Annotated in this window: 19 protein-coding genes, 1 tRNA gene and 1 pseudogene; 9 read left to right on the top strand and 12 right to left on the bottom strand. The window is 66.7% G+C overall.

The window, feature by feature from the left end:
- Positions 1–228: 228 nt before the first annotated feature.
- From HUT10_RS51340 to HUT10_RS33600, 7 genes and pseudogenes are all read left to right on the top strand, one after another.
- Positions 229–399 (top strand): hypothetical protein, encoded by a 171-nt coding sequence (locus HUT10_RS51340; RefSeq protein ID WP_254897133.1) that lies wholly within the window; start codon positions 229–231, stop codon positions 397–399.
- Positions 362–574, top strand: a pseudogene (locus HUT10_RS52295) (sensor histidine kinase); the annotation flags it as partial. The gene HUT10_RS51340 and the pseudogene HUT10_RS52295, both read left to right, overlap by 38 nt.
- Before the next feature lie 188 nt (positions 575–762).
- Positions 763–909, top strand: a complete 147-nt coding sequence (locus HUT10_RS51335) for a hypothetical protein (RefSeq protein WP_254897132.1) — start codon at positions 763–765, stop codon at positions 907–909.
- 642 nt (positions 910–1,551) lie between these two features.
- On the top strand, positions 1,552–3,018 hold the full coding sequence (locus HUT10_RS33615; protein ID WP_176174862.1) for a TIGR02710 family CRISPR-associated CARF protein: 1,467 nt from the start codon (positions 1,552–1,554) through the stop codon (positions 3,016–3,018).
- Positions 3,018–6,422: a DEAD/DEAH box helicase gene (locus HUT10_RS33610; RefSeq protein WP_176174861.1), complete on the top strand. Its 3,405-nt coding sequence runs from the start codon at positions 3,018–3,020 to the stop codon at positions 6,420–6,422. Before HUT10_RS33615 ends, HUT10_RS33610 begins: the two co-directional genes overlap by 1 nt.
- Positions 6,419–7,648: a hypothetical protein gene (locus HUT10_RS33605; RefSeq protein WP_176174860.1), complete on the top strand. Its 1,230-nt coding sequence runs from the start codon at positions 6,419–6,421 to the stop codon at positions 7,646–7,648. Before HUT10_RS33610 ends, HUT10_RS33605 begins: the two co-directional genes overlap by 4 nt.
- Positions 7,641–9,173, top strand: a complete 1,533-nt coding sequence (locus tag HUT10_RS33600) for a phosphatidylserine/phosphatidylglycerophosphate/cardiolipin synthase family protein (protein WP_176174859.1) — start codon at positions 7,641–7,643, stop codon at positions 9,171–9,173. The genes HUT10_RS33605 and HUT10_RS33600 overlap by 8 nt, the downstream gene beginning before the upstream one ends.
- A 22-nt stretch (positions 9,174–9,195) precedes the next feature.
- On the opposite strand, the gene HUT10_RS33595 is transcribed toward HUT10_RS33600, so the two are convergent.
- Genes HUT10_RS33595 through HUT10_RS33580 form a run of 4 tightly spaced genes read right to left on the bottom strand, consistent with a single transcriptional unit; the run spans position 9,196 to position 13,077 of the window.
- Positions 9,196–10,668: an SAVED domain-containing protein gene (locus HUT10_RS33595; protein WP_176174858.1), complete on the bottom strand. Its 1,473-nt coding sequence runs from the start codon at positions 10,666–10,668 to the stop codon at positions 9,196–9,198.
- A complete protein-coding gene (locus HUT10_RS33590) occupies positions 10,665–11,576 on the bottom strand; it encodes an AAA family ATPase (protein WP_176174857.1) in 912 nt (303 codons plus the stop codon). Before HUT10_RS33590 ends, HUT10_RS33595 begins: the two co-directional genes overlap by 4 nt.
- Entirely contained in the window at positions 11,573–12,082 is a 510-nt protein-coding gene (locus HUT10_RS33585) for a hypothetical protein (RefSeq protein WP_176174856.1), read from the bottom strand. Before HUT10_RS33585 ends, HUT10_RS33590 begins: the two co-directional genes overlap by 4 nt.
- A gap of 5 nt (positions 12,083–12,087) precedes the next feature.
- Positions 12,088–13,077, bottom strand: a complete 990-nt coding sequence (locus HUT10_RS33580) for a CBASS oligonucleotide cyclase (RefSeq protein ID WP_176174855.1) — start codon at positions 13,075–13,077, stop codon at positions 12,088–12,090.
- A 236-nt stretch (positions 13,078–13,313) separates the two neighbouring features.
- On the opposite strand from HUT10_RS33580, the gene HUT10_RS33575 reads away from it, so the two are divergent.
- Positions 13,314–14,432, top strand: a complete 1,119-nt coding sequence (locus HUT10_RS33575) for an ImmA/IrrE family metallo-endopeptidase (RefSeq protein ID WP_176174854.1) — start codon at positions 13,314–13,316, stop codon at positions 14,430–14,432.
- A gap of 578 nt (positions 14,433–15,010) precedes the next feature.
- Here HUT10_RS33575 and HUT10_RS51330 read toward each other — a convergent pair.
- From HUT10_RS51330 to HUT10_RS51325, 6 genes are all read right to left on the bottom strand, one after another.
- On the bottom strand, positions 15,011–15,367 hold the full coding sequence (locus HUT10_RS51330; RefSeq protein WP_254897131.1) for a hypothetical protein: 357 nt from the start codon (positions 15,365–15,367) through the stop codon (positions 15,011–15,013).
- A 93-nt stretch (positions 15,368–15,460) separates the two neighbouring features.
- A tRNA-Leu gene (locus tag HUT10_RS33565) sits at positions 15,461–15,537 on the bottom strand.
- A gap of 23 nt (positions 15,538–15,560) precedes the next feature.
- A complete protein-coding gene (locus tag HUT10_RS33560) occupies positions 15,561–16,892 on the bottom strand; it encodes a ricin-type beta-trefoil lectin domain protein (RefSeq protein ID WP_254897130.1) in 1,332 nt (443 codons plus the stop codon).
- Positions 16,893–17,092: 200 nt separating this feature from the next.
- Positions 17,093–18,427, bottom strand: coding sequence for an NAD(P)/FAD-dependent oxidoreductase (locus HUT10_RS33555; RefSeq protein WP_176174853.1), 1,335 nt, complete (start codon positions 18,425–18,427; stop codon positions 17,093–17,095).
- A gap of 84 nt (positions 18,428–18,511) precedes the next feature.
- Positions 18,512–19,195 carry a uracil-DNA glycosylase gene (locus tag HUT10_RS33550; RefSeq protein ID WP_176174852.1) on the bottom strand — a complete coding sequence of 228 codons (684 nt, stop codon included), beginning with the start codon at positions 19,193–19,195 and terminating at the stop codon, positions 18,512–18,514.
- The gene (locus tag HUT10_RS51325; RefSeq protein WP_254897129.1) at positions 19,192–19,713 is read right to left on the bottom strand and encodes an endonuclease V; all 522 of its coding nucleotides are present in this window, start codon (positions 19,711–19,713) and stop codon (positions 19,192–19,194) included. Before HUT10_RS51325 ends, HUT10_RS33550 begins: the two co-directional genes overlap by 4 nt.
- 37 nt (positions 19,714–19,750) lie before the next feature.
- Here HUT10_RS51325 and HUT10_RS33540 point away from each other — a divergent pair, with 37 nt between their 5' ends.
- On the top strand, positions 19,751–21,244 hold the full coding sequence (locus HUT10_RS33540; protein ID WP_176174851.1) for a S10 family peptidase: 1,494 nt from the start codon (positions 19,751–19,753) through the stop codon (positions 21,242–21,244).
- Here HUT10_RS33540 and HUT10_RS33535 read toward each other — a convergent pair.
- Together HUT10_RS33535 and HUT10_RS33530 are read right to left on the bottom strand one after the other, a co-directional pair.
- The gene (locus HUT10_RS33535) at positions 21,222–22,007 is read right to left on the bottom strand and encodes a hypothetical protein (RefSeq protein WP_176174850.1); all 786 of its coding nucleotides are present in this window, start codon (positions 22,005–22,007) and stop codon (positions 21,222–21,224) included. The two genes, HUT10_RS33540 and HUT10_RS33535, sit on opposite strands and share 23 nt — an antisense overlap.
- Positions 22,004–22,759 (bottom strand): hypothetical protein, encoded by a 756-nt coding sequence (locus tag HUT10_RS33530; protein WP_176174849.1) that lies wholly within the window; start codon positions 22,757–22,759, stop codon positions 22,004–22,006. The genes HUT10_RS33535 and HUT10_RS33530 overlap by 4 nt, the downstream gene beginning before the upstream one ends.
- Between the last annotated feature and the right edge of the window lie 2 nt (positions 22,760–22,761).

Here is a 22,761-nt window from a genome sequence, read left to right as displayed (position 1 = left end):
GCGGCAATCCTCGCCGGCCAGCTGCTTGACCGGCGAGGACTGCCCCACTCGCCGCCACCGGCGAGTGGCCCCTTGGTGACGGGTTGTGCCCAAGCTTTACCCGCTCCGGGGGTCCGCAAACGGAGCAATGCGCAAAACCGGAAGATCCTTTGAAAGGGTGACCGTCCGGTTCATCGCGACCATGTCGCACGAGCGGCGCAACCCGCGTCCGCGAGCGCGGCGCTGGACGTGCTGGGGCTCGACGTCACCGGCCACCCGGCCCAGGCGGTCCTGGAGCACCGGCTCACCGCCCTCAGCAGGCTCACCGGCGACCTGCTCGACGCCACCGGCAACCTCTGCGCCACCCGGACCCGCTGGACCTCTGCCCCCTGGGCCACGCGGCACTCGACGACCTGCTGACGACCCCGTCCGCCTCGGCCAGGTCCTGACCAACCTGCTGGACAACGCGCGCAAGCACACGGACGACACGACCGAGGTGAGCGTGCACCTCAGGGTGCGCGACGGCCACGCGGAACTGGACGTCAGCGACACCGGCCCCGGCTTCGACCCGGCGCCGGCGGCCACTCTGTTCAACCCGTTCACCGGGCCACGACGGGGACCGGTGCGACGTTCACCGTCGGCAATCCCCGCTGACGACCAAGACGGTCGCGCCGGCCAAGAAGAACGCCAAGTACCAGCCGAGGCGGATCCTCCTCATGGACGACAACGCCGACTTGGCCGAGATGACCGCAATCGTGCTGAGCCGCCGGGGAAACGGTCACGGTGGCCACCAACGCGGACGACGCACTGGCCATCGCGGGTGAGACCACGTTCGACGTGGTGCTGTGCGACCTGGAGCTGGACGACCCGCGAAGGTCGATTTCGGCACCCCGGTGGCTGGTCGACCACCTCGCTTCCCCTCCGATGTGAGCCCCGGTCACCAGGGGTGCCGCCCAAGGCCGGCGGCGACTGAAAACCATGACCTCGAAACCGAAATCAGAAGACGAGCCATTGTGCGGTCCCGAATGGCCGAACGAGGAAGACCTGGCTCTGTAAGTGTTGCTCAGCCGCGTGCTTCAGGGGCTTCGTCACCTTCGTGAAGCTTCTTCAGCTGATTGCCCGGTTACATCCCGACGAGGTCGACATCGCGGTGCAGGAAACGTTTTCACAATACAGTGGCCAAGCTGTGCACGATGTAACCGCGAACGCTGGCTCAGGCGCTCGTTCGCCGCGCCCGGACTGGCCGAAGTGGCCGGGCGCAGCACCCCCGCGCTTTAGATATCGATCGCAGGAGGCGCATCGTCCTGCCACAGCGCAGCCGTACACCGCCCAGGTAGAAGCCTACGCCAGATCGGGGCACTAGGGGGTGAAGGGCGGATTTAGCGCCTTCGACAGAGCGGCAGCCCGCGAACCGACGCCCCTGGTCCGATCCAACGACTCCCGGACACCTTCTCCTTATTGTCCTCCAGTCAACTAACCGTGTTCGGTGAGATTGGCGGTTACTGCCACTTGCTCTCCGCTCTTGGCTATAGTGCTGCCTCTCGGGGGAGGCCAGTCAGGAAGGCGCGGTTGATGGCGAGCGGTTCCACGACGTTCGACGAGCACGTGCAGCACATGCGGCACATCAGTGAAGGCAACGAGAGTTTCGGCGATGGGTCCGCCTACGAGCAGGCAACTCGGTATTATCTAACGCACCTCATCGATGACTGCGCCGAGCTGGCGCGACGCGCGGTGCGCGGTCTTCCGAGGTCGGTGGACTTGCTGATCAGCATGGCAGGCTTCTCCCCGCGCACCACCATTCTGGCCTACAAGACCCTACGACCGCGGCGCTTGGTGGTGATCCCGTCCGAGAACGCTCGCAGCAGCTACAACACGATCGCGGCCTATGTGCACCGGGATGGCCTGGAGCTGGCGGACGTCACGTCTAGGGTGTGCATACCTACCGACCCGTTAAGCATCTACCGCATAGTCAAGGATGAGCTGGAGAACCATACTCGTCTTAACGGCAGCTCGGGTGTCGCGTACATCGACATCACGGGCGGCCGCAAGGTGATGAGCGCGACCGCCGCACTGGCCGCCTGGCAGCTCAATCTCGGGCTCTGTTACCTCGACGGAGACTACGACCCCGGCCTGAAGCAGGCGATACCAGGGTCGGACCGGTTGCTGTTACTCGACAACCCGACGTCGCTCTTCGGTGAGCAGGAGATGCGAGCCGCGGAGAACACCTTCGATGGGGGTGCGTTCGAAGCGGCGCGCCTCCGTTTTGAACAGCTAGCCGCCCGCCTGGCGCAACCAGCCCGCGCTCGGTTCATGATGGCTCTCTCGGCCTTGTACCGCGCCTGGTGCGATCTGGACTTGCTGGCTTTGCCGGCCGCGATCAGCGCCGTCGAAGAAAACCTACGGCCGTTACGGACTACGGCGTCTAGCCGGTTCCTCTCGGCCATCGAGGCCCAGTTGAACTTCCTTCAGCGACTGGCAGACGGTGACCGGTCGGCGCTACTGCTCGGATTTCACTTGCTGGACGATCACTACCGTCGGCTGGGACGACTAGATTTCGCGGCCCTGTTCTCCTACCGCACTATTGAGGGATGCCTGCTCAACCGGCTGGCGAACACTCACCCGGGTTTCGACGGCGAGAATCCGGACTACGACCTGTTGACCTCCGACGTGCCTGGCCTGCGTGGCCGGTACCGGAGCGTGGTCAACGAAGTCGACGGCCAGGTCAAATCTCGATCTCTACCGCCGAGCGTAGGGGTCTTCGCCGGCGCGGTTCTGCTACACGTTCTCACTGATCCACTGGCGTCGGCTGCGGAACTCGACGACGCGGACTCGTTGCGTTTGTTGCGCAACGGCGCGCAAGCGCGCAACAAGTCTGTTCTCGCACATGGATACCAAGCAGTCGACGTCGAAGCGTCGGCCTGGTTGAACGACAAGGCGACGGTGGTTCTGTCAGCCTACTGGAACCTGCAGCACACCGACCAGGACATCGACCGCCAACGCAACGAACTGAGGTTCCTACGGGCGACTGAGCTGAACTGATGACCGATACAAACCAGCGCGCGAGAAACCCGTGGTCGCATGAGCTTCGCGAGTTGTTGCGCACGAAGTGCGGCGTTCCCCGCTCCGGCCCGGTCCTCGCCCTGACCGCATTTTCCGAGCTCGACAACCGGCTCGCCGGCGTCGGGATGACCAGGCAGACGGTCATCGACGAGCTGCTACAGCAAGGCATCTTCAACGTCAGCATGACCGAAGTCGACCGCCGTGGTCACGCAAGGTTCCGCATGATCACCAAGAACATGCAGATCATGCTGCACCAAGAGCCATGTCGTGGTGAACGATCGCCCGGGGAGCTGGCGGTACTGGATTCGGCCAGGTGGCACAAATCCGGCCCACCGTCGGAGTGGCGTTTCCCGACGTTGCCCTCGGAAGTAACCCTTCACACCCCCGATCGCAAGGTGATCTACGACCTTACGCCCTTGGGTAAGCAGGTCCGGGATCGTCGGCGGTACGAAGAGGCCGCTCGCACACTGACCCGTGTCACGCTGACACCCCGTCGTCATACGGAGTTGCGCGGGAAGGTGCGCAAGCAGTACGGGGCTTTGCGTGCATTACTCGAACTGAGCCGCCAACGCGCGGAAGAGAACAAGGCAGCCGGGCCGGCGGTGGTGATCGACGGGGAAGCCTGGTTCGGCGCAGACGATGCCCGCGCCCGAGAACTGGTCCTCCGCGGGAACGTCGCCGCGCGACTGGGCGGTAGCGCAGGCAGCCTCATCACCATCCGTGGCGCAGACGAGGGGGACAGCGACGCCGTCCGTTTGATTCTGCTCGAAGTCGTCGACGACGTTATGGTCCTCGCTTGGCCTACCGAACCGAGTCAGCTCGCGGGCCTGCGCCGTCGATTCTTCCCCGGACGCGAAATCCGGGCCGAGGAGGCCAACGCGTTCCGCTACCAGCGACACCTGATGGCCGTACGAGCCTTTATGGACGAAGAAGTCGTAGGCAACTGGACCAGCCTCGCTTCGCTGCTGTGCGACGTCGGCAATCTCGCCGCGCCAGCCGGACTGCCCGTCATCTCTCCCAAAGCGAACCGCTCCCTGAACGACCAGCAACTCCGCGCCGTCGCCGGTGGAATGGTGGCACCACACGCGTACTTCGTCCAGGGACCACCGGGCACCGGGAAGACCCAAGTCATCACCGATGTGGTCAGTCGGCTGGTCGAACAAGGCCAGCGGGTGCTGCTGACAGCCCCGACCCACGTTGCTGTCGACGAGGTCCTCAGCCGGCTGGCCAGCGAACCGGGCGTACTGCCGCTGCGGCTATCCTATAAGGACAGCCTGGTGGCCACCGAAGCTCAGCGGTTCACCAAACGCGGGTACGACGCGCTGCTGACCGGTTCGATACACACCCCGCACCGCAGCAAGGCCGCGCAGTGGCAGTCGCAACTTGACCACGCAGTCGGCGAACGCGCAGCCCTGGTCGAATGGCGAACCGTCGCGACGCAGCTGAGACAAGCTGAGGAACGACACCACGCCGCCGAGGCATCGCAGACGGCCAACAACCGCGGCCGCGCACAGGAACATCACCAACGATCAGTCCGGATGCAGCAGGTTCGCAGCGCAGTATCCGAATGTGCGACGGCTATTGACCAGTTGCGAATCGCCGAGATTGGTGTCAGCTATCGGCTCGCCGCTGGATCGCACAACGGAAGCTCGATCGCGCCATTGCTCGGCTGGCTAGGTATCGGACCTGCCGCCCGGCTCCAGCACCGGCTGCGCTCAATCCGGAGACGCTTACACCATGCCACCGTTGCATACACGGCGGCCGCCGAACGATACGACATCGAGCTTCGCTCCTACCACGAAGCAATGTCACAGCTGACACAGGCGGCTCGCCGCGACGAGGACTCCGTCATAGCTGCCGCAGAGCGCGCTCGGGAGCTTCGCGCAAGTCGGGAACGAGCCGAGCAGAACCTCGCCCGACATGGGCCGGGCGTACCACCTGCCGACCTTTCGACGGCGGAAGCTCGCATCATGGACATAGACCGCGAGTGTACTCGGTTACGTCCCCTCCTGGCCGCCCAGTACCGCTGGTTCAATCTGCTTGGCCTGACCGGGCAGGATGAACGAACCGACCAAGAGCAGGCCGAGAGAGTACTGCGTCGGGCCTTGTTCAGTGCGGTCAACCTGGTGTGCAGTACTACCACCGGGTTCGGCGGCGACCCGCATTTCCGTGGCCTGGACTACGACACGCTGATCGTCGACGAAGCAAGCAAGGTCACCGGCGCGGAGTTCCTCATCCCGGCCCGTGCAGCGCGCCGCTGGATCTTGATCGGAGATGAGAAACAGCTGCCACCTTATGTCGAGTCCGCGGACGAACACCACATTCACGCCTTAGCCGCACTCCATCTCGCCGAACGCGATTCACAGACCACCATCAGCGACGCGGTGAGCCAGCTAGCGAATTTGTGGAAGGATGACGACGATGCCGGCCTTCATCCGTTCCGGATCCGCAACGTCGATGACATCGCGACCAGGATGATTCAAGACGGCAGCTGGCCCCACATCTACCGTCCGACGTACGCAGAGCAGATTCGGCACATCGCCCACGGCACCGCACAACCAGAACCGACCTTGCTGCGTTCGATGCGCGAACACCTGGTCACGAGCCTGTTCGAACGCGCAGTCGCCGAAGTAGTGCCAGAGCTGCGCAGCCGCCTTCTCTACCAACAGCGCATGCCCGCCGAAATTGCACTACTCGTTAAGGGCCCCGTCTACGACGACAAGTACCTCACCCCTGATTTGATGAACCACCACCCAGGCCCTCTGCTGAGCGCCGCCTTCCCAACACCTGTGGTGTTCGTTGACACTTCGGCACAGCCGGATCCGTGGGACGAGAACCTGGGAACCAGTTTCGTCAACCCCCTCGAAGCACGGTGGGTCGCCAGCCTGTGCCGCCAGTGGGAGGAAGACCTGCGAACCATACACCCACACGGGAGGGTGTCGATCAGCGTACTGTCGCTCTATGCTGCACAGGCCAAGCTCATTCGTACCGAGCTGGGATACCCTCATTATCAGGGATTCAGTCGGCTGGAGTTCAAACTGGTCGATTCCGTCGACCGCATTCAAGGCCAGCAAAGCGACATTGTCATCGTTTCGTTCTGCCGCACTTACGGCAAGCCGAAGAACCGATCGCGCCGACCGCGCACCGACCTCAAAGCACCGCCGGAATACGGGGCTTGGGTGCAAAACATTAACCGACTCAACGTCGCATGCACCCGCGCCCGGCGGTCGCTGGTACTACTAGGCCACCGACCGACTTTACAAGCACTCAACGGCGTCGCCGGCGCGGAGCGCTTCTACCATTCAATGTTTTCCCTGTCCGTCAACGACGGATTCACTCTCCGCGACGACTGGGTGCCCGGACAAGAGGGGACACCACGGTGATCGCGTTCCAGCGGGTCCCGACAGCCCCGGCCACGCAACCACCCACACTCATCGTCGACAAAGTGCTGTTGCCCGCGATCTGGTGGCGCGACGTGCCGGTCGTCGTGCTTGATCCTGTCGAGCTCAACGAACTCGACAGGTTCGTCATCGAGGCCACAGCACACCTCAGCCCGCTGGACGCCACCACATTCGCCGACATCACCGGCCTGCCGAAATTCGTGTTCGCCGCGCTCGCCCGCCGGCTCGCTGCACTCGAGCTGGTCACCTGGGACTCTGAGGTGCTCAGACTTACGAGGACGTCCGGTGCGGATGACGACGACGTGACGCGACGCCGGACGACCACGATGGATTTCCTGTTGCTCCCCGAAACGGACGACTTGCTCGCCGTGGACGGCGGATTGGGTGACTTCGAGCGCGCTGTCGGCAAGCACGCATTGCCCGCACCCCTCGCCCCCGAGATCGGGGCGATGCCCGCTCGCGACCTGCTCACGGAGCGGATTCGAGCCAACCGGATCGCGGGCCTCCCTTCGTCAGTGGTCGGACTGGCGGACGACGAGCCCTTCGGAAGCGAAGCGGTCGCTGCCATGGCGAGCACGGATCGAACGTTGCCCATTCCCGTCGCGGTGAGCGTGTCGGGTTCAGCAACCGTCGTATGGGACACCGACCGACCCACCGTGATGTTCACGGTGAATGCGTCCCGGCGCCGGAACGGAGGCGGTGAACCCAAGACGGCGACGCTCGACCTGAGCGGGGCTCGCGGCCTTGTGACCGCCTGGCAGCAGCTTCTGCACCAGGCCAGACAACTGGAGAACCGCGACGCCGCCGTCACCGCGCTCGCCCTCGGAACACTGAGTCCCCACCTCCTGCAGCCCGGCTTGCAAGCTCAGTGGACGCTGGCCCTGACTGCCGAGCAAGCCAAAGCCGTCGCCGATCAGAGGCTTCTTACCGAACCCGCGGGTCTGCAGATCAGCGACCGCCACACCCATTTGACGACAGCCGTGCGCTTCGTACCTGCCGATCGCGGCGCGAAGGCCTGGTTCGACCGCGACGAGCTGATCACCGCGATGCTCGCCAACCCACACTCTGCCGCGGCGACCGCAGCCGCCAGTCCTGAACCAATCAACCGTTCCGGCGGCGCACAAGCACTCCGTCGCCGGGTGTGGGAACTCGGACACCGTTGGCTGGTCCACGCGCTACGGGAAGACGAGGACTTCAACTATGTCTAGCCACATCAATGGTGTACTCGATCTCGGTGCACTCGAATCCCGCACGGGGTACTTCCTGCTCACCGACGCACCGCAGCAACCCTTCATCGGCACTGGAGGTGGAGACCGTGCCCCTTGGCGATTCTGCAGTACCTACCGCGAATCACCGAAGACCCTACGCTCCGCTGTATTAGAGCTCATCCGCAGCGCGCGCCGCAAAATCTTCGTAACCAGCTTCATCATCGGCGACGACGAAGTGCTGAATGCGCTGACCGACGCCGCTCGACGGCTCACCGGCGGGGTCTATGTCATCAGCGAACTCAGCGATCGCAGCCTCCGCCAGGGCCTCGCCGAACTGGCTGAACGCGAACAACAGGGCAAGAAATTCGGTCCCGACGTCGAAACTGCCAAGAAGCGATTCGAGGTACTCACTCGCAATGGCGTGGCGGTACGCGGACACGAGAACTGCCACGCCAAATTTGTGGTTGTGGACGACAGCGTCGCCTGGGTCGGTAGTGCCAACCTCGACACGCGGGCACTCACCGTTGTTGGCGAAGTCGGCGTAACGACCACGGACCACGCCGAAGTCGACCGCCTCGCGCGACTGTTCGCCACGATGTGGAAAGCCGGATGCAACAGAGAGATGCCCAACACGCCAGGCGACTACGTCGCGCGCCGGCGCACCGCTGATGAAGTCACCTTCACCGTGCCCGCACCCCCGCCGGAGCCCGACGCGGCGATCATCTGGACCCGCGCCGAGGACCACATCCTTCGCGGGATCCACGCGACCATCGATGAAGCGCAAGATTCACTGCTGCTCGCCAGTTTCTCCCTCACTGGCCTTCGCGCGAGTCCCGAACTACTGCTCAAGCCCCTGGAGTCTGCCATTGCGCGTGGCGTAACCGTCGACCTGATCGTCCGCGCTCGCAACAACCGGGATGACCACGTCATGGACGCCCGCGCACTCCACGACCTCGGCGTCCGGCTCGTGGCCGACGACCTCAACCACGCCAAGGCCGTCGTTGCAGACGATCGAACCGGCCTGCTGTTCTCCGCCAACTTCGACGCCACACACGGCCTCGAGCCCGGATCCGGCATCGAAGTTGGTGCGCGCCTGAACGGGACCACCGCGCTACCGGAACTGGTCCGGTACCTTCGGCACGCCATCACCCACGCAACGCACAAATTCGTCGCCGCACCGACCGCACGACAACTTGACCAGACCCTCACGGCCAAGTGGAAGGCCCCTTGGCCGCTGGCGGACGAACTGGCGATTCGCTGCACGAGTAACGACTGGCACCTGTTGGAAGGCGAGATGGATCGGGGGCCCGTCCTTTGGGAGAGCACCGATCCACGGGACCTTCAACTCCTCGCTTCCCGGTCGAAATTCGCAATAACGCCGGAATCTCCGGGAATCTGCCGACTCTTGCACCTCGGAAACACCGAACACGATTTGCAGGCCGATCTCCGACGTTGGTGGCGGCAACCGTCCACTAAAATCAGCCGCGGTTATTGCCCCGCACGACTCAGAAGACTGGGAGGCTAGGCCGGTTATTCCACCACGACCTCTAGTTGGGTATGACGAAAGCAGGCTCGTAACCGTCGATAGTGAGGTCTTCGTAGGTCTGGGTTGCGGGAACCCTGTCCCAGATCCCGCCGAGGAGAACCGCAAATCCGGCGGGCGTGGCAAGAAAGAGATGCAGCACCGGAGGCCGGACCTTGCGGCCGATCTCACGAGCGATATCCCGCACGGCAACCGCAACCCCGAAGGCGTGCTCCAGGCCGGCGATGCTCGCGTTCGATGTGCCCGCGGCAGGGCGGACCGTCAGCAACGGGATGTCCCGGCCGGTTGAGGCGAGGTACCCGCGAACATCGGCGGTGAGATCTGCGGAGATCGCGAGGGCCAACGCCACGTCCCGCCCGACCGGAAGATCGGAAACGGAGCCGGACAAGGAGATCGCCGCGGGCGGGACACCGGTCGGCGCAACCCACAGTTCTCCGTCTTTAACCTTCGCGACGGTGAACCCTGCAGTCTCCTGGAAGATCACTCCAGCGGTGAACCAGGTGGGAAGCCGCATAGTGCCGGTGATCAGGATGCGGCGTGCTCCAAGACGACGGAGTTCGCGCTGCGCATCAAGAAGCTGGGGCCGGAGGACCGTCTCCCACTCCTGCGGGCTCTTCAATCCCCTGCGGTTCCGTGCTTCGGTTCCCCGAAAGCGGTCCACCCAGTCCAGGGTGACCGCCGCGTCAGGGTGGACGACGTGGTCGTCGAGGGCGTTGATGGCCAGGACGGTGAACGGCTCGGTGGCCTGAAGCCCGAGCCGGTCGATCGCGTCACGGATGTCGTCGGCCGACCTCTCTACCCGGTTGGTCTTGACCCATTCCCGGACTTCGGCGATCCCCAGGCGAAAGGCCGCTTCGTCGGCTCGGACCCCCGCCGCGTAGCTGATCTCGGCGACGTGATCCCTCCAAACGGCTTCGGAGGCGTCGGTACGGAAGCGTAGGTCGGCGAGGAAGCGGAGTAGTTCATCATCGGTGCAGTTCAGGTGCTGAGCGAGACGTGCCCGGGCTTCGAGTGCGTGGGCCGATGTCGCGTGCCGGAGCCGCCCGTCGAGGCGGTCGTGGCGATCGCGCAAGGTCAGAACCGGGTCGGCGGGGTCGATGGAACGCGTGGTGACCAACGTCAGCTGGGGGCGCGTCTCGTTCCGGGAGAGGTCGATCCAGGCGCGGTAGAACCGTTGCAGGATACTTGCCCCGCCGGCTCTGGTCGGTTCGCACAGCCAGTCGAGTGTCGCGGCCCGCTCCGCGGACACGGTCGCCTTCACCTGGACGTACTCGTTCGGGCCGTGGGCCTTGGTGATCACGACGTCGTCGACGTTGCCGGCCTCGACGGCTTCGACGGTGACACCTCGGACTCCGGTATTCGGGACCAGGGTGCGGAGGGCAGCGTGCCAGGCGACGGCGTGCTGGACGTCGTCGCCCGTCAGCCGGGCGCCGCTTGCGCTAGGTCGACCAGCGGCGGACGTGCCGTTCACGTTCACGGCCGTGTCGTGAACGGAGGCGTCGGCGGGCAGCTGCGGACCTGCTCTGCGATGAGCTCGGCCGTGATGGGGTGTTCCGGGTAGGCGGCCATGCAGGCGGCGGCGAGCACCCGGTCGACCAGGTCGGAGTAGGTGTGGCCGTACCCACGCCCGTTCGGGCCGGTGAGGTCGACCAGGAGCGCCAAGTCCTCAGAGCTGAGGGTGATCCCTTCGAAGAGGGACTGCAGGAGGGCGGCGCGCTGGGCCTCGTCGGGCCGGGCGAAGTCGAACTCGGCCGCGGCCCTGCGGCGGATCGCGGGGTCGAGTGCGCCGATGCGGTTGGTGCACATGATCACCAGGGCTCCCGGCGCCTCGGTGGCAAGCTGGCTGATGCCGCGGATCAGGGCGTTCACTCCCGCTCGGTCCTCGTGGTGCATCTGGCTCGCTTCTCGGGACTGTGCCAGAGCGTCGGCCTCGTCGATGACGAGGATCGTAGGCCGTGCCGAGCCGACCGCGCGAGCCTCATCGAGCACGACGTCGAACGCCGTACCGATCAGCCGCGTCATCTCGCCGACCGCCCCTGTGCCGCGTGCCCGCAGGCTGAGCCGCTTCACCCGCACGTCGATGCCGTGCCTGCGGGCGATGACGTCGGCGAACGTCTCCGCGAGAGTAGTCTTCCCCGTGCCCACGTCGCCGGCGAAGATGATCAGCGGTGGCCGGTCGGCCAGCCGTTCGACCGCGGGCAGCACGGTGCCGTGGGCCCGGAGGCTCCACTCGCGCAGCAAGTCGGGCTGCATGATCAGCTCGGCCTCTCTGGCCAGCCGGGCCTTGACGTGGTCGAGCCCGACCAGACGTGCGTAGCGCTGCTGGGCGACGGGGTCGGGGAGGTCGAGGTCGTCCTCGAACAGGTCGTTGAGAGTGGTGGTCATCGCGGTCGGTACGTGCTCCTCGTGAAACCCGTCCCGCTGGACGAGTAGGTCCGGTCAAAGGTGTGGTAGCCGCCCGTGTAACCAGGGACGGGGGCATCGGCGCGGCTGAACGGCAGCAGTTCGGTGAACTCGTCCCGGTCGGTGCTGGGCAGCAACGACCACTTCAAGCTGTAATGCAGGAAGCTGGTGAACACGGCGCCGTCGGTGTCGGCGTGGCGGTAGATCCCGCCCGCGCGATCGTCGGCGACCAAGGTGCCGTTCGCGGCCGTGTACTCCAGGGCGAGGATCCAGTCGCCGTCCCGCTGGAAGCCGTAGATGACCTTGTCGACGTAGCCGCCGTGGGACAGGAGCGCGGCCTCCAGGGCGTAGTCCGTGATGGCGCTGTCGGACGGGCGGTCGTAGTAGCGCTGGACCTGCCGCAGGTCGGTGGCGATCTTCGAGGCAACATACTTCGCCGATGCCAAGCTGTAGGTCCCGGACTCGGAGCGGGTGTAGGACGTCGTCATGACTGCTATCCCCGGAACCGGCTGCCGAGGACGACCTGCCAGCACTTCAAGGCCTGCTCCTTCGTCGTGGCGTAGCTCGCCTCGGTGATCGCGTCGAGCGCGGCCTCGGCCGCCTCGACGATCCGGACGCGGTCCCGCTCCTCGTACGAGCGGGCGGTGTTGTTCTTCGGGTTGACCGGGTCGAAGATCTCGATCTCCCCGACCCGCTCGCGCGGCAGGGCCGACGCCGGGTAGTACGTGTCGAACGCGATTCGCTCCCGCAGCTCGGTCCGCACGATGTAGTCGAAGACCCCGTCGAGCGCGGTCACGTAGTCGGTGAAGTCGACGCGTGAGGTGTCCAGCAGGTGCGCGCACAGCAGCTCGACCATGAAGGACTTGAACCGGAACTCGTCGCCCGGGCCGCTGCTCATGCGTTGTTCGCGGACCCACCACTTCACCAGCCGCACGACCTGCGCCCAGTCGTGCTTGCACGCGTTCTTTCGGTCCCGGATGAAGTCGAGGTGCAAGCGGACGCTGGTGAGCAACCAGTGCGTCCGGTCGGCCGCGTCCTTGGCGATCAGGTAGCCCCGGTCGTCCGGGTCACCCTCGTAGAGCACCGGCACGACGTCGACGTCGGTGCCGGTGGACTTGAAGTGCACGTTCACGCAGTGGGTCCCAGGGGTGATCTGGGACGGGTCGAGCAGCCCCTTATACGCCTCGCGGAGGCGGTCAGCGGTCCACGCGACCAACTCGGCCTCTTCGACGGGGGCGTCGTCGCGCTTGACGTAGATGGCCACGTCGAAGTCGTTGACGGTGCGCAGCGCCGTCCCCTTGGCCACCGAACCCGCGTGCAGCATCTTCACCAGCGAGAACCCGGGATTGGTCGCGACGTGCCCCTTCACGCGCTCACGGAGCGTGTTCACTTGCTTGCGCTTGGCGTCCGCTGTGTCGCGAGGCAGGTTCACCGCGCGTCCCGCGAACTCCGCCACGTCAGCATGCGTGACCTTCGGTGACATCGCAGCTCCTGTCTCCCGCGGGCGGGAACCTCAGATTCGTACACGATCTTCTGTGATTTGACACAGTACACGACGGATCCAACAGCTTAGTCGGTACACTCCACCCGGGCGTGTCCGGCGGCACAGCCCGGTTTGACCCAGCAGTAACCAAGGTGCGCCTAAGATGCGAACGGACTGACCAAGATCGAGAGTCGTCCGCTCACGAGCGGACGCGGACTGGCGCGGAGACGGCCGACGTGAACAACCCGCAACTGGACCCGGGCGACATCGCGGCCCTGTTCGATCGCAGCAGGCTTCGCATGGCGCGCGAGTTGCGCGGGCTTACTCAAGTGCAGCTGGCCCGCGAAGCGGGCTCGGTTACGGCGGCCTCAGTCAGCCAGTTCGAAAAGGGGCACACCAGGCCGGCCACAGCCACCCTGCAGCGACTCGCTGTTGCGCTACGCGTGCCGCTGAGCTTCTTCGCGGCACCGGCTCGCCCACCTGCTCAGGAAGAGCTGGCGGGGTTCTTCCGGAGCCTACGGTCGACTTCTCCCCGCGACCGCCAACAGGCATTGGCCTACGTCCACTTGGCCCGGGAACTCGCACTCGAACTCGAAAAGTACGTCGCATTGCCTACTCTCGACCTTCCCCGTGTTCCGCTCGGAGAAGGGCCGTCCCTGCAGGCGACCGACATAGAACAAGCCGCAACCCAAGTACGTCGCCACTGGAACATTCCCGACGGCCCAATACCGGATGTCGTGAGAATGCTCGAAATAAACGGCATGATCGTCGTCCGCTTTAAGGTGAGCATCGAGAAAGTCGACGCGTTTTGTGTTAATTTCCCAGACCGGCCAGTCGTCGCATTGGGGGCAGACAAGGGACTGCGTGATCGATCACGCTTCGACGCAGCCCACGAACTTGGCCACCTGATATTGCATGGCAATCAAAGTCAAATAGGCGACAAGGTCACCGAAGGACAAGCCCACGCGTTCGCCGCCGCGTTCCTGATGCCGGCCAGCGATATCAAGCACGAACTGCCAACCAAGCTCGATTGGCCAACATTACTGCAACTCAAAGCAAAGTGGCATGTTTCACTGGCCGCCCTCCTGGTGCGAGCGAAGACCTTAGGGGTTATGAGCGAACACGTTTACACACAGGCCTGGAAAGCATTGTCAGCCCGAGGGTGGCGAAAGATCGAGCCGGGCCCGCTGGGCAATCCGGAGGTGCCGGTTCTCTTACAGAGAGCTTTGAAATTGCTGGAAACAACAACTGGGGTTTCCTACTCTGAGTTCCTCCGACGCGCAGGCCTTCCGGAAGCGGATGTAACGACATTGCTCGACCGAGATGTCAGCGAACGGCCGCGCGTCCAGCTATGAACTTCGTACAGCCAATCCAGCAGTACAGATCAGCGCCGGTGGCCAGCCTTAACGCGAAGCAAGCGCCAGACGGACGGAGGTCCCTCAGGCCACGACTCGGTGACCGCCGGGCTTCTCGCGGGTGCTTTGCCCCGGCCACCAACAGTTCCAGACTCGGCAGTCGAAGCCGACGATACCGAGACGAGTCGCGCTTATCTCGCGACGATGGATCAGCCTCCGTCACCAGGCCGTCATCGAGGCCAGGTGATAGCCGAAGCCGGCTCCTCCCGCACAATTGCGCACAGCCGACGTGATTTCGCGGCGCCAACTCCAAGCTTGCGTCGCAGCGTTTCCGCGGAGATCGGCCGCTTGCGTGCCCTCCAGTGCTCATGATTAAGGCTACGAGCACGCTCTAGCTCTTCTCGGTTCATCCCCTGATTCAGATTCGATGCAGAGTTCACTGTCGCAGGATTACCTTGTCGACAAGGCCTATTCTGTTCTTCGGTCTCAACAGCCGTCTCGCGCTCGACCGTCTCGAGGATCTTCAACGGGGCCCCAGTGGCCTGCAAGCCATGAAGTAATTCAGAGCCGACCTCAGCTCAGCCGATGAGCAGCAGCGGCCCAACCGCGTCGAAGCTGGCCTTACCCCTGTGACCGGCGCAGAGCGGGTCAGCGACGTTCAGGGCAAGCGTCGCGATGCTGGCCGTCAGCAGGAGGCGACGCGCTGGCCGCAGCACGGCTTCCGAAGCGCCATGCATGGCTAGGTGTCTGGTCCCTACGAGCAGGCCTAGGACGGTCAGGTCAAGCGCCGGGGCTATCAACGGAGCGACGTAGGCAGGGACACCGATCCGCAGCGCCAAGGCAAGGACATTTCCGAAACCGAAGAGGAAGGTCAGCCCGATGACGATGCCCATAACCGTGGTCACGAACCTGGTCACGCCGTCGGAGGAGCCCATCACGACCTCCCGCGCATCGACGAGAGGTCGTACGTGCCCTCGATGACCAGCGTGCCGGTCAGCCGGGGCCGTTCAGGGTGATGATGGTCTGCGTGGTGCCCCCGACGGGACTCGAACCCGCACTGAATCGATTTTAAGTCGACTGCCTCTGCCGATTGGGCTACGGGGGCACCGCACACTCTAGGCGATCGCCTCAGTTGAACGTCCAGGACTGGTTCGCCGCGCCCGTGCACGTCCAGATCTGCAGGGGTGTTCCGTCCGCCGAACTGGGGCCGGTTGCGTCCAGGCATTTGCCCGAGGCCGGGTTCAGCAGCTGGGTGCCGGAGCGGGTCCACTGCTGGGCGCCCGTTCCGTTGCAGTCGTACAGCTGCACGCGAGACCCGTTCGCCGTGCCCGCGGCCGCGACGTCCAGGCACTTTCCGAGGGCGCGCAAAGTGCCCGTGGAAGCTGTCCACTGCTGGGCGTTCGTCCCGTTGCAGGTGTACAGGTCCACCGTTGTTCCGTTGGCAGTGGCAGCACCCGCCACGTCCACGCACTTGCCGCCGTAGCCCGTGATCGTTCCGCCCGATGACGGCGGCGGGGTGGTCGTGCCGCCCGTGATCGCGTTGAAGATCCTCGAGTACGCGTACCCGGTCGCCCGGTCGTAGTCCTGGAGCTCCCAGAACGACAGCTCCGCCACGCCGTTCGCAGCCGCGAAGCTCTCCAGCTGCTGGGCGTCCGACTGGCTGAACTGGGCGCCGTCGTCGTTGCGGCCCGCGATCGGGGTCAGGCCCATCATCGCGTACGCCGCCGCGGTCGAAATCCCGTACAGGCTCGCCAGCTGCGACGCCGATGCCCGGGCTGCCGACAGGGCGTCGCCCAGGACCGGCTGGCCGTCGTAGAAGTCCATCACCATCAGGTTGACCACGCTGACCTTGACGCCCTTGTTCTTCGCGTCGCGCAGGAGGTCGAGCTCGTTGCCGGGAATGCCCGTCGGGTCGACCGCCAGCGTGTAGTCGACCTGGACCGCGCTGTTCTGCTGCTGCAGCGCCGCCAGTGCCGAGTTGCGGCGCTGGTTGGACGCCGTGTCGCCGAGGACGCCGCCCTCGATGTCGAAGTCGAGGCGGGGCGTGCCGTAGGTGTTCACCACGTTCGCGTACGCCGCGGTCAGGCTGGCCGTGTTCGTGCAGGTCTGGGCCAGCTCACCGCCTTCGGCGCCGCCGAACGACGGGATGACGTTGCCGCCCGCCGCCTGCAGTGCGCTGATCTGGGACTTGAACGAGCCGACGCCGGTGCCGTTCGCCTCCCACACCGGCGTGCAGCCGGACTGCGGGGTCAGGAACGCCAGCGTGTAGAACTTCGTGCCGGTCGCGTTCATGTCGGCGGCCATCTGGCCGGCGTCGGCGTCGCTGATCTGCAGGTAGGGCGCCGCGTAGTGGGCGGGGAAGGCACCACCGGCCGCGGCGGCGGTCGAGGGGGTCGTGGCGAGGACGGCAGCACTCACGACAGCGGGCAGTGCCGCGGCGAGCGCACGGGAAACGCGCATGCGAGCTCCAAGGAGGGGACCGTGGGAGGGAGCCGGAGCGGACTTATTCCGCGTTGTGAAGAAAGGGTTTACCCGCTCACCGGCCCAGTTGTCCAGACCATGTCACTCACCGGCACACAGCCGGTCATTTCCCTGCAATAGCCCCGAAAACGACGAATGCCCCCGGCCAAGACAGGCCGGGGGCATTCAGCGAAAGAGCGTCAGGACTTCGAAACCCGGGCGAACTCGTCCTTCGGGTTGTTGATCTGCCCCAGCGAGATCACCTCACGCCGGAACAGCCCGCCGAGGATCCAGTCGAACAGGATGCGGATTCGGCGGTTCCACGTCGGCATCGCCTTCAGGTGGTACGCGCGGTGGAACAGCCAGGCCGGGAAGCCCTTGATCTTCAGGTTCAGCGCGTCCGCGACACCCTTGTGGAGGCCCAGGCTCGCCACCGCTCCCAGGTTCTTGTGGAAGTAGTCCTTCGGCTTGCCGCCGCGCAGGACCTTGATGATGTTCTTCGCCAGCAAGCGGGCCTGGCGGACCGCGTGCTGGGCGTTCGGCGGGCACGTCGCCGTCGGGTCCTCTTCCGTGCGGGACAGGTCCGGGATCGCCGCGTTGTCGCCCGCCGTCCAGACGTCCGGGTGGCCCACCACCTGCATCGCCGCCGTGGCTTCGAGGCGGCCCCGCTTGTCCAGGGGCAGGTCCGAGTTGGCCAGCACCGGGTTGGCCTTCACACCCGCCGTCCAGATGATCGTGTCCGTGTCGAACTCCGTGCCGTCCGACAGGACCACGTGGCCGTTTTCGAACGACTTCGCCGCCGTCGACAGGTAGACCTCGATGCCGCGCTTCTCCAGCTGCTCGACCGTGTACACGCCGAGCGTCTCGCGGACCTCGGGAAGGATGCGGCCGGCCGCCTCGACGAGCACCCAGCGGATGTCGGAGGTCTTGATGTTCGGGTAGTAGTTCTCCACCGCGAACCGGGTCATGTCCTCGAGCTCGGCCAGCGCCTCGATGCCGGCGAAGCCACCGCCGACCACCGTGAACGTCAGGAGGCGCTTGCGCAGCTCGGGGTCGAGCGTGCTGGCCGCCTCGTCGAGCTTGGTCATGATGTGGTTGCGCAGGTAGATCGCCTCGCCGATGGTCTTGAAGGCGATGCCCTCCTCGACCAGGCCCGGGATCGGCAGGATGCGCGCCACCGCGCCGAGGGCGACGACCAGGACGTCGTAGCCCAGCTGCTCGATGTGGCCGTCCGCCGCCTCGACGGTGACGGACTTCTTGTCGTTCTCGATCTTGGTGACGCGCGCGGTCAGCACGTGGCAGCGCTTCAGCACCCGCCGCAGCGGCACGACCACGTGCCGGGGCTCGATCGCGCCGGCCGCGGCCTCCGGGAGGAACGGCGCGTAGGTCATGTGGGGCTGCGGGTCAACGACGGTCACGGAGGCCTCGTTGGCCCGGAGCATCTTCTGGAGGCCGTACGCCGTGTAGAGCCCGACGTACCCACCACCGAGGACGAGGATCCGAGTCGGTTCCGACTTCGACTTCGCAGCAGCCATGTCCTCATGGTGACACCTCCGCCGCGACCCCGCTCGGGGGCCCCATCCCGCTGTGACCAGCGTCGCTGCGGTTTCCGTAACGATTCAGTCCGGCGCTGTCACCGAGGTCGCGGCGCGGAAGACGTCGGCAACCATGGCGTGGGTCACGCGGCGTGTCTGGACATTGCGCGGCGAGACGTGATAACAGCCGAAAAGCCGCAGGTCGCCCAGCTCCACGACGGCGCCGTGCCCGAACGCCGGGCGCGGCTGCGGCACCGGCCAGCCCGCCGCCTCCAGCACGGGCAGTAACGCCTGCCAGCCGAACGCGCCGAGCACCACGATCGCGCGCAGTGTCGGACGTAACAGCGCCAGCTCCTCCGCCAGCCACGGACGGCACGTGTCCCGCTCGGCGGGCGTCGGCTTGTTCTCCGGCGGCGCGCACCGGACGGGCGAGACGAGCCGGGTGCCGTACAGCTCGAGGCCGTCGCCGATGGCCGTCGACGTCGGCTGCGAAGCGAGCCCGACCTCGTGCAGGACGCGGAACAGGAAATCACCCGATGGGTCGCCGGTGAACATCCGGCCGGTGCGGTTGGCGCCGTGCGCGGAGGGCGCCAGCCCGACGACGGCCAGCGACGCGTCCGGCGGGCCGAAGCCGGGTACCGGACGCGCCCAGTACTCCTCGCCGCGGAAGGCCGCCTTCGTGCCGGCGACGCCTTCGCGCCAGGCCACCAGCCGCGGGCAGGCACGGCAACCGGCGACGGCGGCGTCGAGGTCGGCCAGGGACCTCATCGCAGTGCCTCCCGGGACAGCCGGTCGGCCTGCCGCGTGGTCTCCGGCAGCCGGTAGCGCGGGGCCAGGGCGCTCGGGCGCCCCTCGGAGGGGTAACCCGGCTCGCTCTCCTCCGGGTTCTCCGACCGCATCCGCGAGCGGTGGGCGCCAGGCTCGGCGCGCGATTCGCCGACCCGAGGTGCGGTGCAGCCGGACGCCGGCCGCCGCCCGGTCAGCGCACCGGAGCACCGAGGGTGCGACGGCCGGCGGCCGGCGGCGACGAGTTCATCGAACACCCGGCTCAGCGCGATCGGCACGCGTGAGGACGGGTGAGGAGCGAGCAGACCGGGCCGTTCGTGGCAGCCGGCTCGCGCCCGCGCCGCCGGCTCCCGCAGGCCCACACACATGGAGAACTCGTCGAGACTCGTCACCGTCGGAGGGAGCTCCGGGCAGTCGTCCGCCGGCTCGACCCGGCCGCGCAGCCGGTCCTGCACCGCCAGCGCCTCCTCGACCGTCGACGGCCAGTCCTCGATGGGCACCGGATCACCCTGCCACAGGCCCGGCTAAGTTGGGTCCATGGCGGACAGCACCCCCGAAGAGGCCCCCGAGCCGACGGCCGCGGCGCCGACCGAGATCGCGGCCGAGCCGACCGATGACATCGTCACCACCCAGCACACGCTCACCGTGAAGCGCAAGAAGCTCGCGTACACGGCGAAGGCGGGCCGGATCGTCCTGCGCAAGGAGATCGTCAAGGACGGCAAGTCAGAGGGCTTCAAGGCGAAGGCCGAGGTGTTCATCACCTCCTACACCCTCGACGACGCCGACCCGGGGACGCGGCCGGTGACCTTCGCCTTCAACGGCGGGCCCGGCTCGTCGAGCATCTGGCTGCACATGGGCCTGCTCGGGCCGCGCCGGGTGCTCTCCGGCGACGTCGACGACCTGGTGCCGCCGCCCTACGGGCTGGCCGACAACCCCGAGACGCTGCTGGTGCACAGCGACCTCGTCTTCATCGACCCGGTGTCGACCGGCTACTCGCGCGCCTCCGAAGGCGGCGAGACCAAGGACTTCCACGGGTTCAAGGGCGACATCGAGTCGGTCGGCGAGATCATCCGGCTGTGGGTGTCGCGGCACGAGCGCTGGCTGTCGCCGAAGTTCCTGGCCGGCGAGTCGTACGGCACGCTGCGCGCCGCCGGGCTGGCCGCGCACCTGCAGGACCGGCACGGGCTCTACCTGAACGGCCTGCTGCTCATCTCCTCGGTGCTCGACCTGGGCACGCTGCGGTTCACCGAGGGCAACGACCTGCCGTACTCGCTGTTCGTGCCGACGTACGCGGCGATCGCGCACTACCACGGCCTGCACGGCGAGCGCCCGCTCGACGACGTCCTCGCCGACGCGGAGGACTTCGCGGCGAAGGACCTGCCGTGGGCGCTGTCCCGCGGCGCCCGGCTGTCCACTCAGGACCGGACGGAGGCGGTGGCCACGCTGGCGTCGCTGACCGGCCTCAGCGAGTCCTATGTGGACCGGGTGAACCTGCGGATCGAGCACGTCCGGTTCTTCACGGAGCTGCTGCGCGACCGCGGCCTGGTGGTCGGCCGCATGGATGGCCGCTTCACGACGTGGGAGCCGGACGGCGGCCGCGAGCACATGAGCGACGACCCGTCGATCTCGCGGGTGATCGGCGCGTACGCGGCGGCGTTCAACCACTACGTGCGGGCGGAGCTCGGCTACGCCAACGACCTGCCGTACGAGCTGATCAACGAGGACACGAACAGGGCCTGGTCGTACGCGGACTTCGAGGGCCGGTCGGTCTCGGTGGTGGACTCGCTGAGCGCGGCGATGCGGGCGAACCCGCACCTGAAGGTGCACGTGGCGTTCGGCCACTACGACGGCGCGACGGCCTACTACGCGGCGGAGCACGTGCTGGCCCACCTGCAGATCCCCGAGGAGCTGCGGGAGAACATCGACACGGCGTACTACCCGGCAGGCCACATGATGTACATCCACGAGCCGACGCGGGTGCAGCAGTCGAAGGACCTGGCGAAGTTCGTCAAGAGGGCGTCGAACCGCTGAGCACGGCCCGCAGCCGCCGCCACTGCAGGACGCCCACGACGACCTGCAGCGCCACCGCGAGCAGCGCGTAGCCGGCCAGCCACGGCCGCCACTCCGGTGGCTGCTGCGGCTGGCCGGCCAGCGGTTCGAGCAGCAGGGGAACGGCGTAGAACCCCGGCATCGTCATGAGCAGGTCGTGCAGCCGCAGGGCGGAGTCGACGGCCCGGGACGTCGCGTCCTCCGCGATGACGGGACGCCGGAAGACGCCGGCCGCCATCGCGGTCGTGACCGCCGCCCCCAGAGCCAGCAGGAGGAGCCAGCTGCCCGCGTAGGTGCGGTACGGCGTCGTGGCGAACATCGTCACCGCGAGCGCCGCGCCGCCGCCGAAGGTGACCAGCTCCACGGCGAGGAACCAGCCGGCCAGTTCGGTCCGCGGCGGGCCGGCGAGCGTGCCGAACCGCGCCAGCGCCTGGCGGTCGCGGACCCGCGCCGGAAGCCAGTAGCCGAGCTGCTGGCCGATGACGATGAAGTAGACGAACGAGCCGCCCGCCAGCTGCCCGCCGCGGACGCCGGGCAGGAAAGCCAGGGTCAAGTACCCGATCGTGGCGGCCACGTAGGCCAGGACGGCCACGATGACCCACCGCCACGTCCCCGGCGGCCGCGCACCGGCGCGGAAGCCGAGCCGCATGGCCAGCAGGTCGGTCATCGTCGGCACGTCGACGCGGTGCTTGACCAGCCAGCGCCCGGCCGCCGTCCGCTCCGCCTCCGTCACCGCGGCGGTCACGGGGTCACCGTCCCGTAGCGGCCGGGCGGCAACCGCAGGCGCCGGAAACCGGTCGCAGCTCGGGCGTAGAAGACCACCACCAGCACGAAGTACGCCAGCGGCGGCACGAGCCGCGCCGGGGGCCAGGGCCAGCTCGTGGACAGATCGATCCAGGGCAGGAACGTGAACAGGAACGGCACCACGAACGCCCGGGTGTCGTAGGCCCGCAAGGCCGCGTCGACAGCCGCCGATGCCTTGTCCTCGGCGATCACCGGGGCGCGCAGCGCCCGCTCGAAAACCGGCGCCGAGCACGCCCCGCCGATGACCAGTGCCACCGCCCAGGCCACCGGGTTCGCCGCGGACACGGCACACAGCACCGCACCGCCGGCGAACGTCGCCGCCACCCCGGCCAGGTACCACGGGCCCACCTGTGCGGCCGCCACCCGCAGCGGCGGCCGGGCGCCCGGCGGTACCAGGCGGGCGGCGGCGCGGTCGGCCGCACGCGCCCGGCGCCACTGCAGCAGCGGGTAGGCAGCGCTGGCCAAGGTGAACACGAGGAACCGCGCGAGCACCGGGACCGGTGGGAGCAGGGCGACCATCCAGACCACGCCGGAAAGCACGGCGTGCACCGGGTATGACCGCGTGGCCAGCACCCGGGCCCCCACCCGCACCGCGAGCAGCGGCGTCGGCTCGTCCACCGCCACGCCGTGCCTGGCCAGCCACGCCCGCGCCCCCTGTCTTTCGGCGAGCGTCGTCCACGCTGTCTCCACCATCG

Source organism: Amycolatopsis sp. Hca4 (assembly GCF_013364075.1).
Lineage (GTDB): Bacteria > Actinomycetota > Actinomycetes > Mycobacteriales > Pseudonocardiaceae > Amycolatopsis.
The sequence above is the reverse complement of the archived record's forward strand: the minus strand, read 5'-3'. Positions and strand labels throughout refer to the sequence as shown.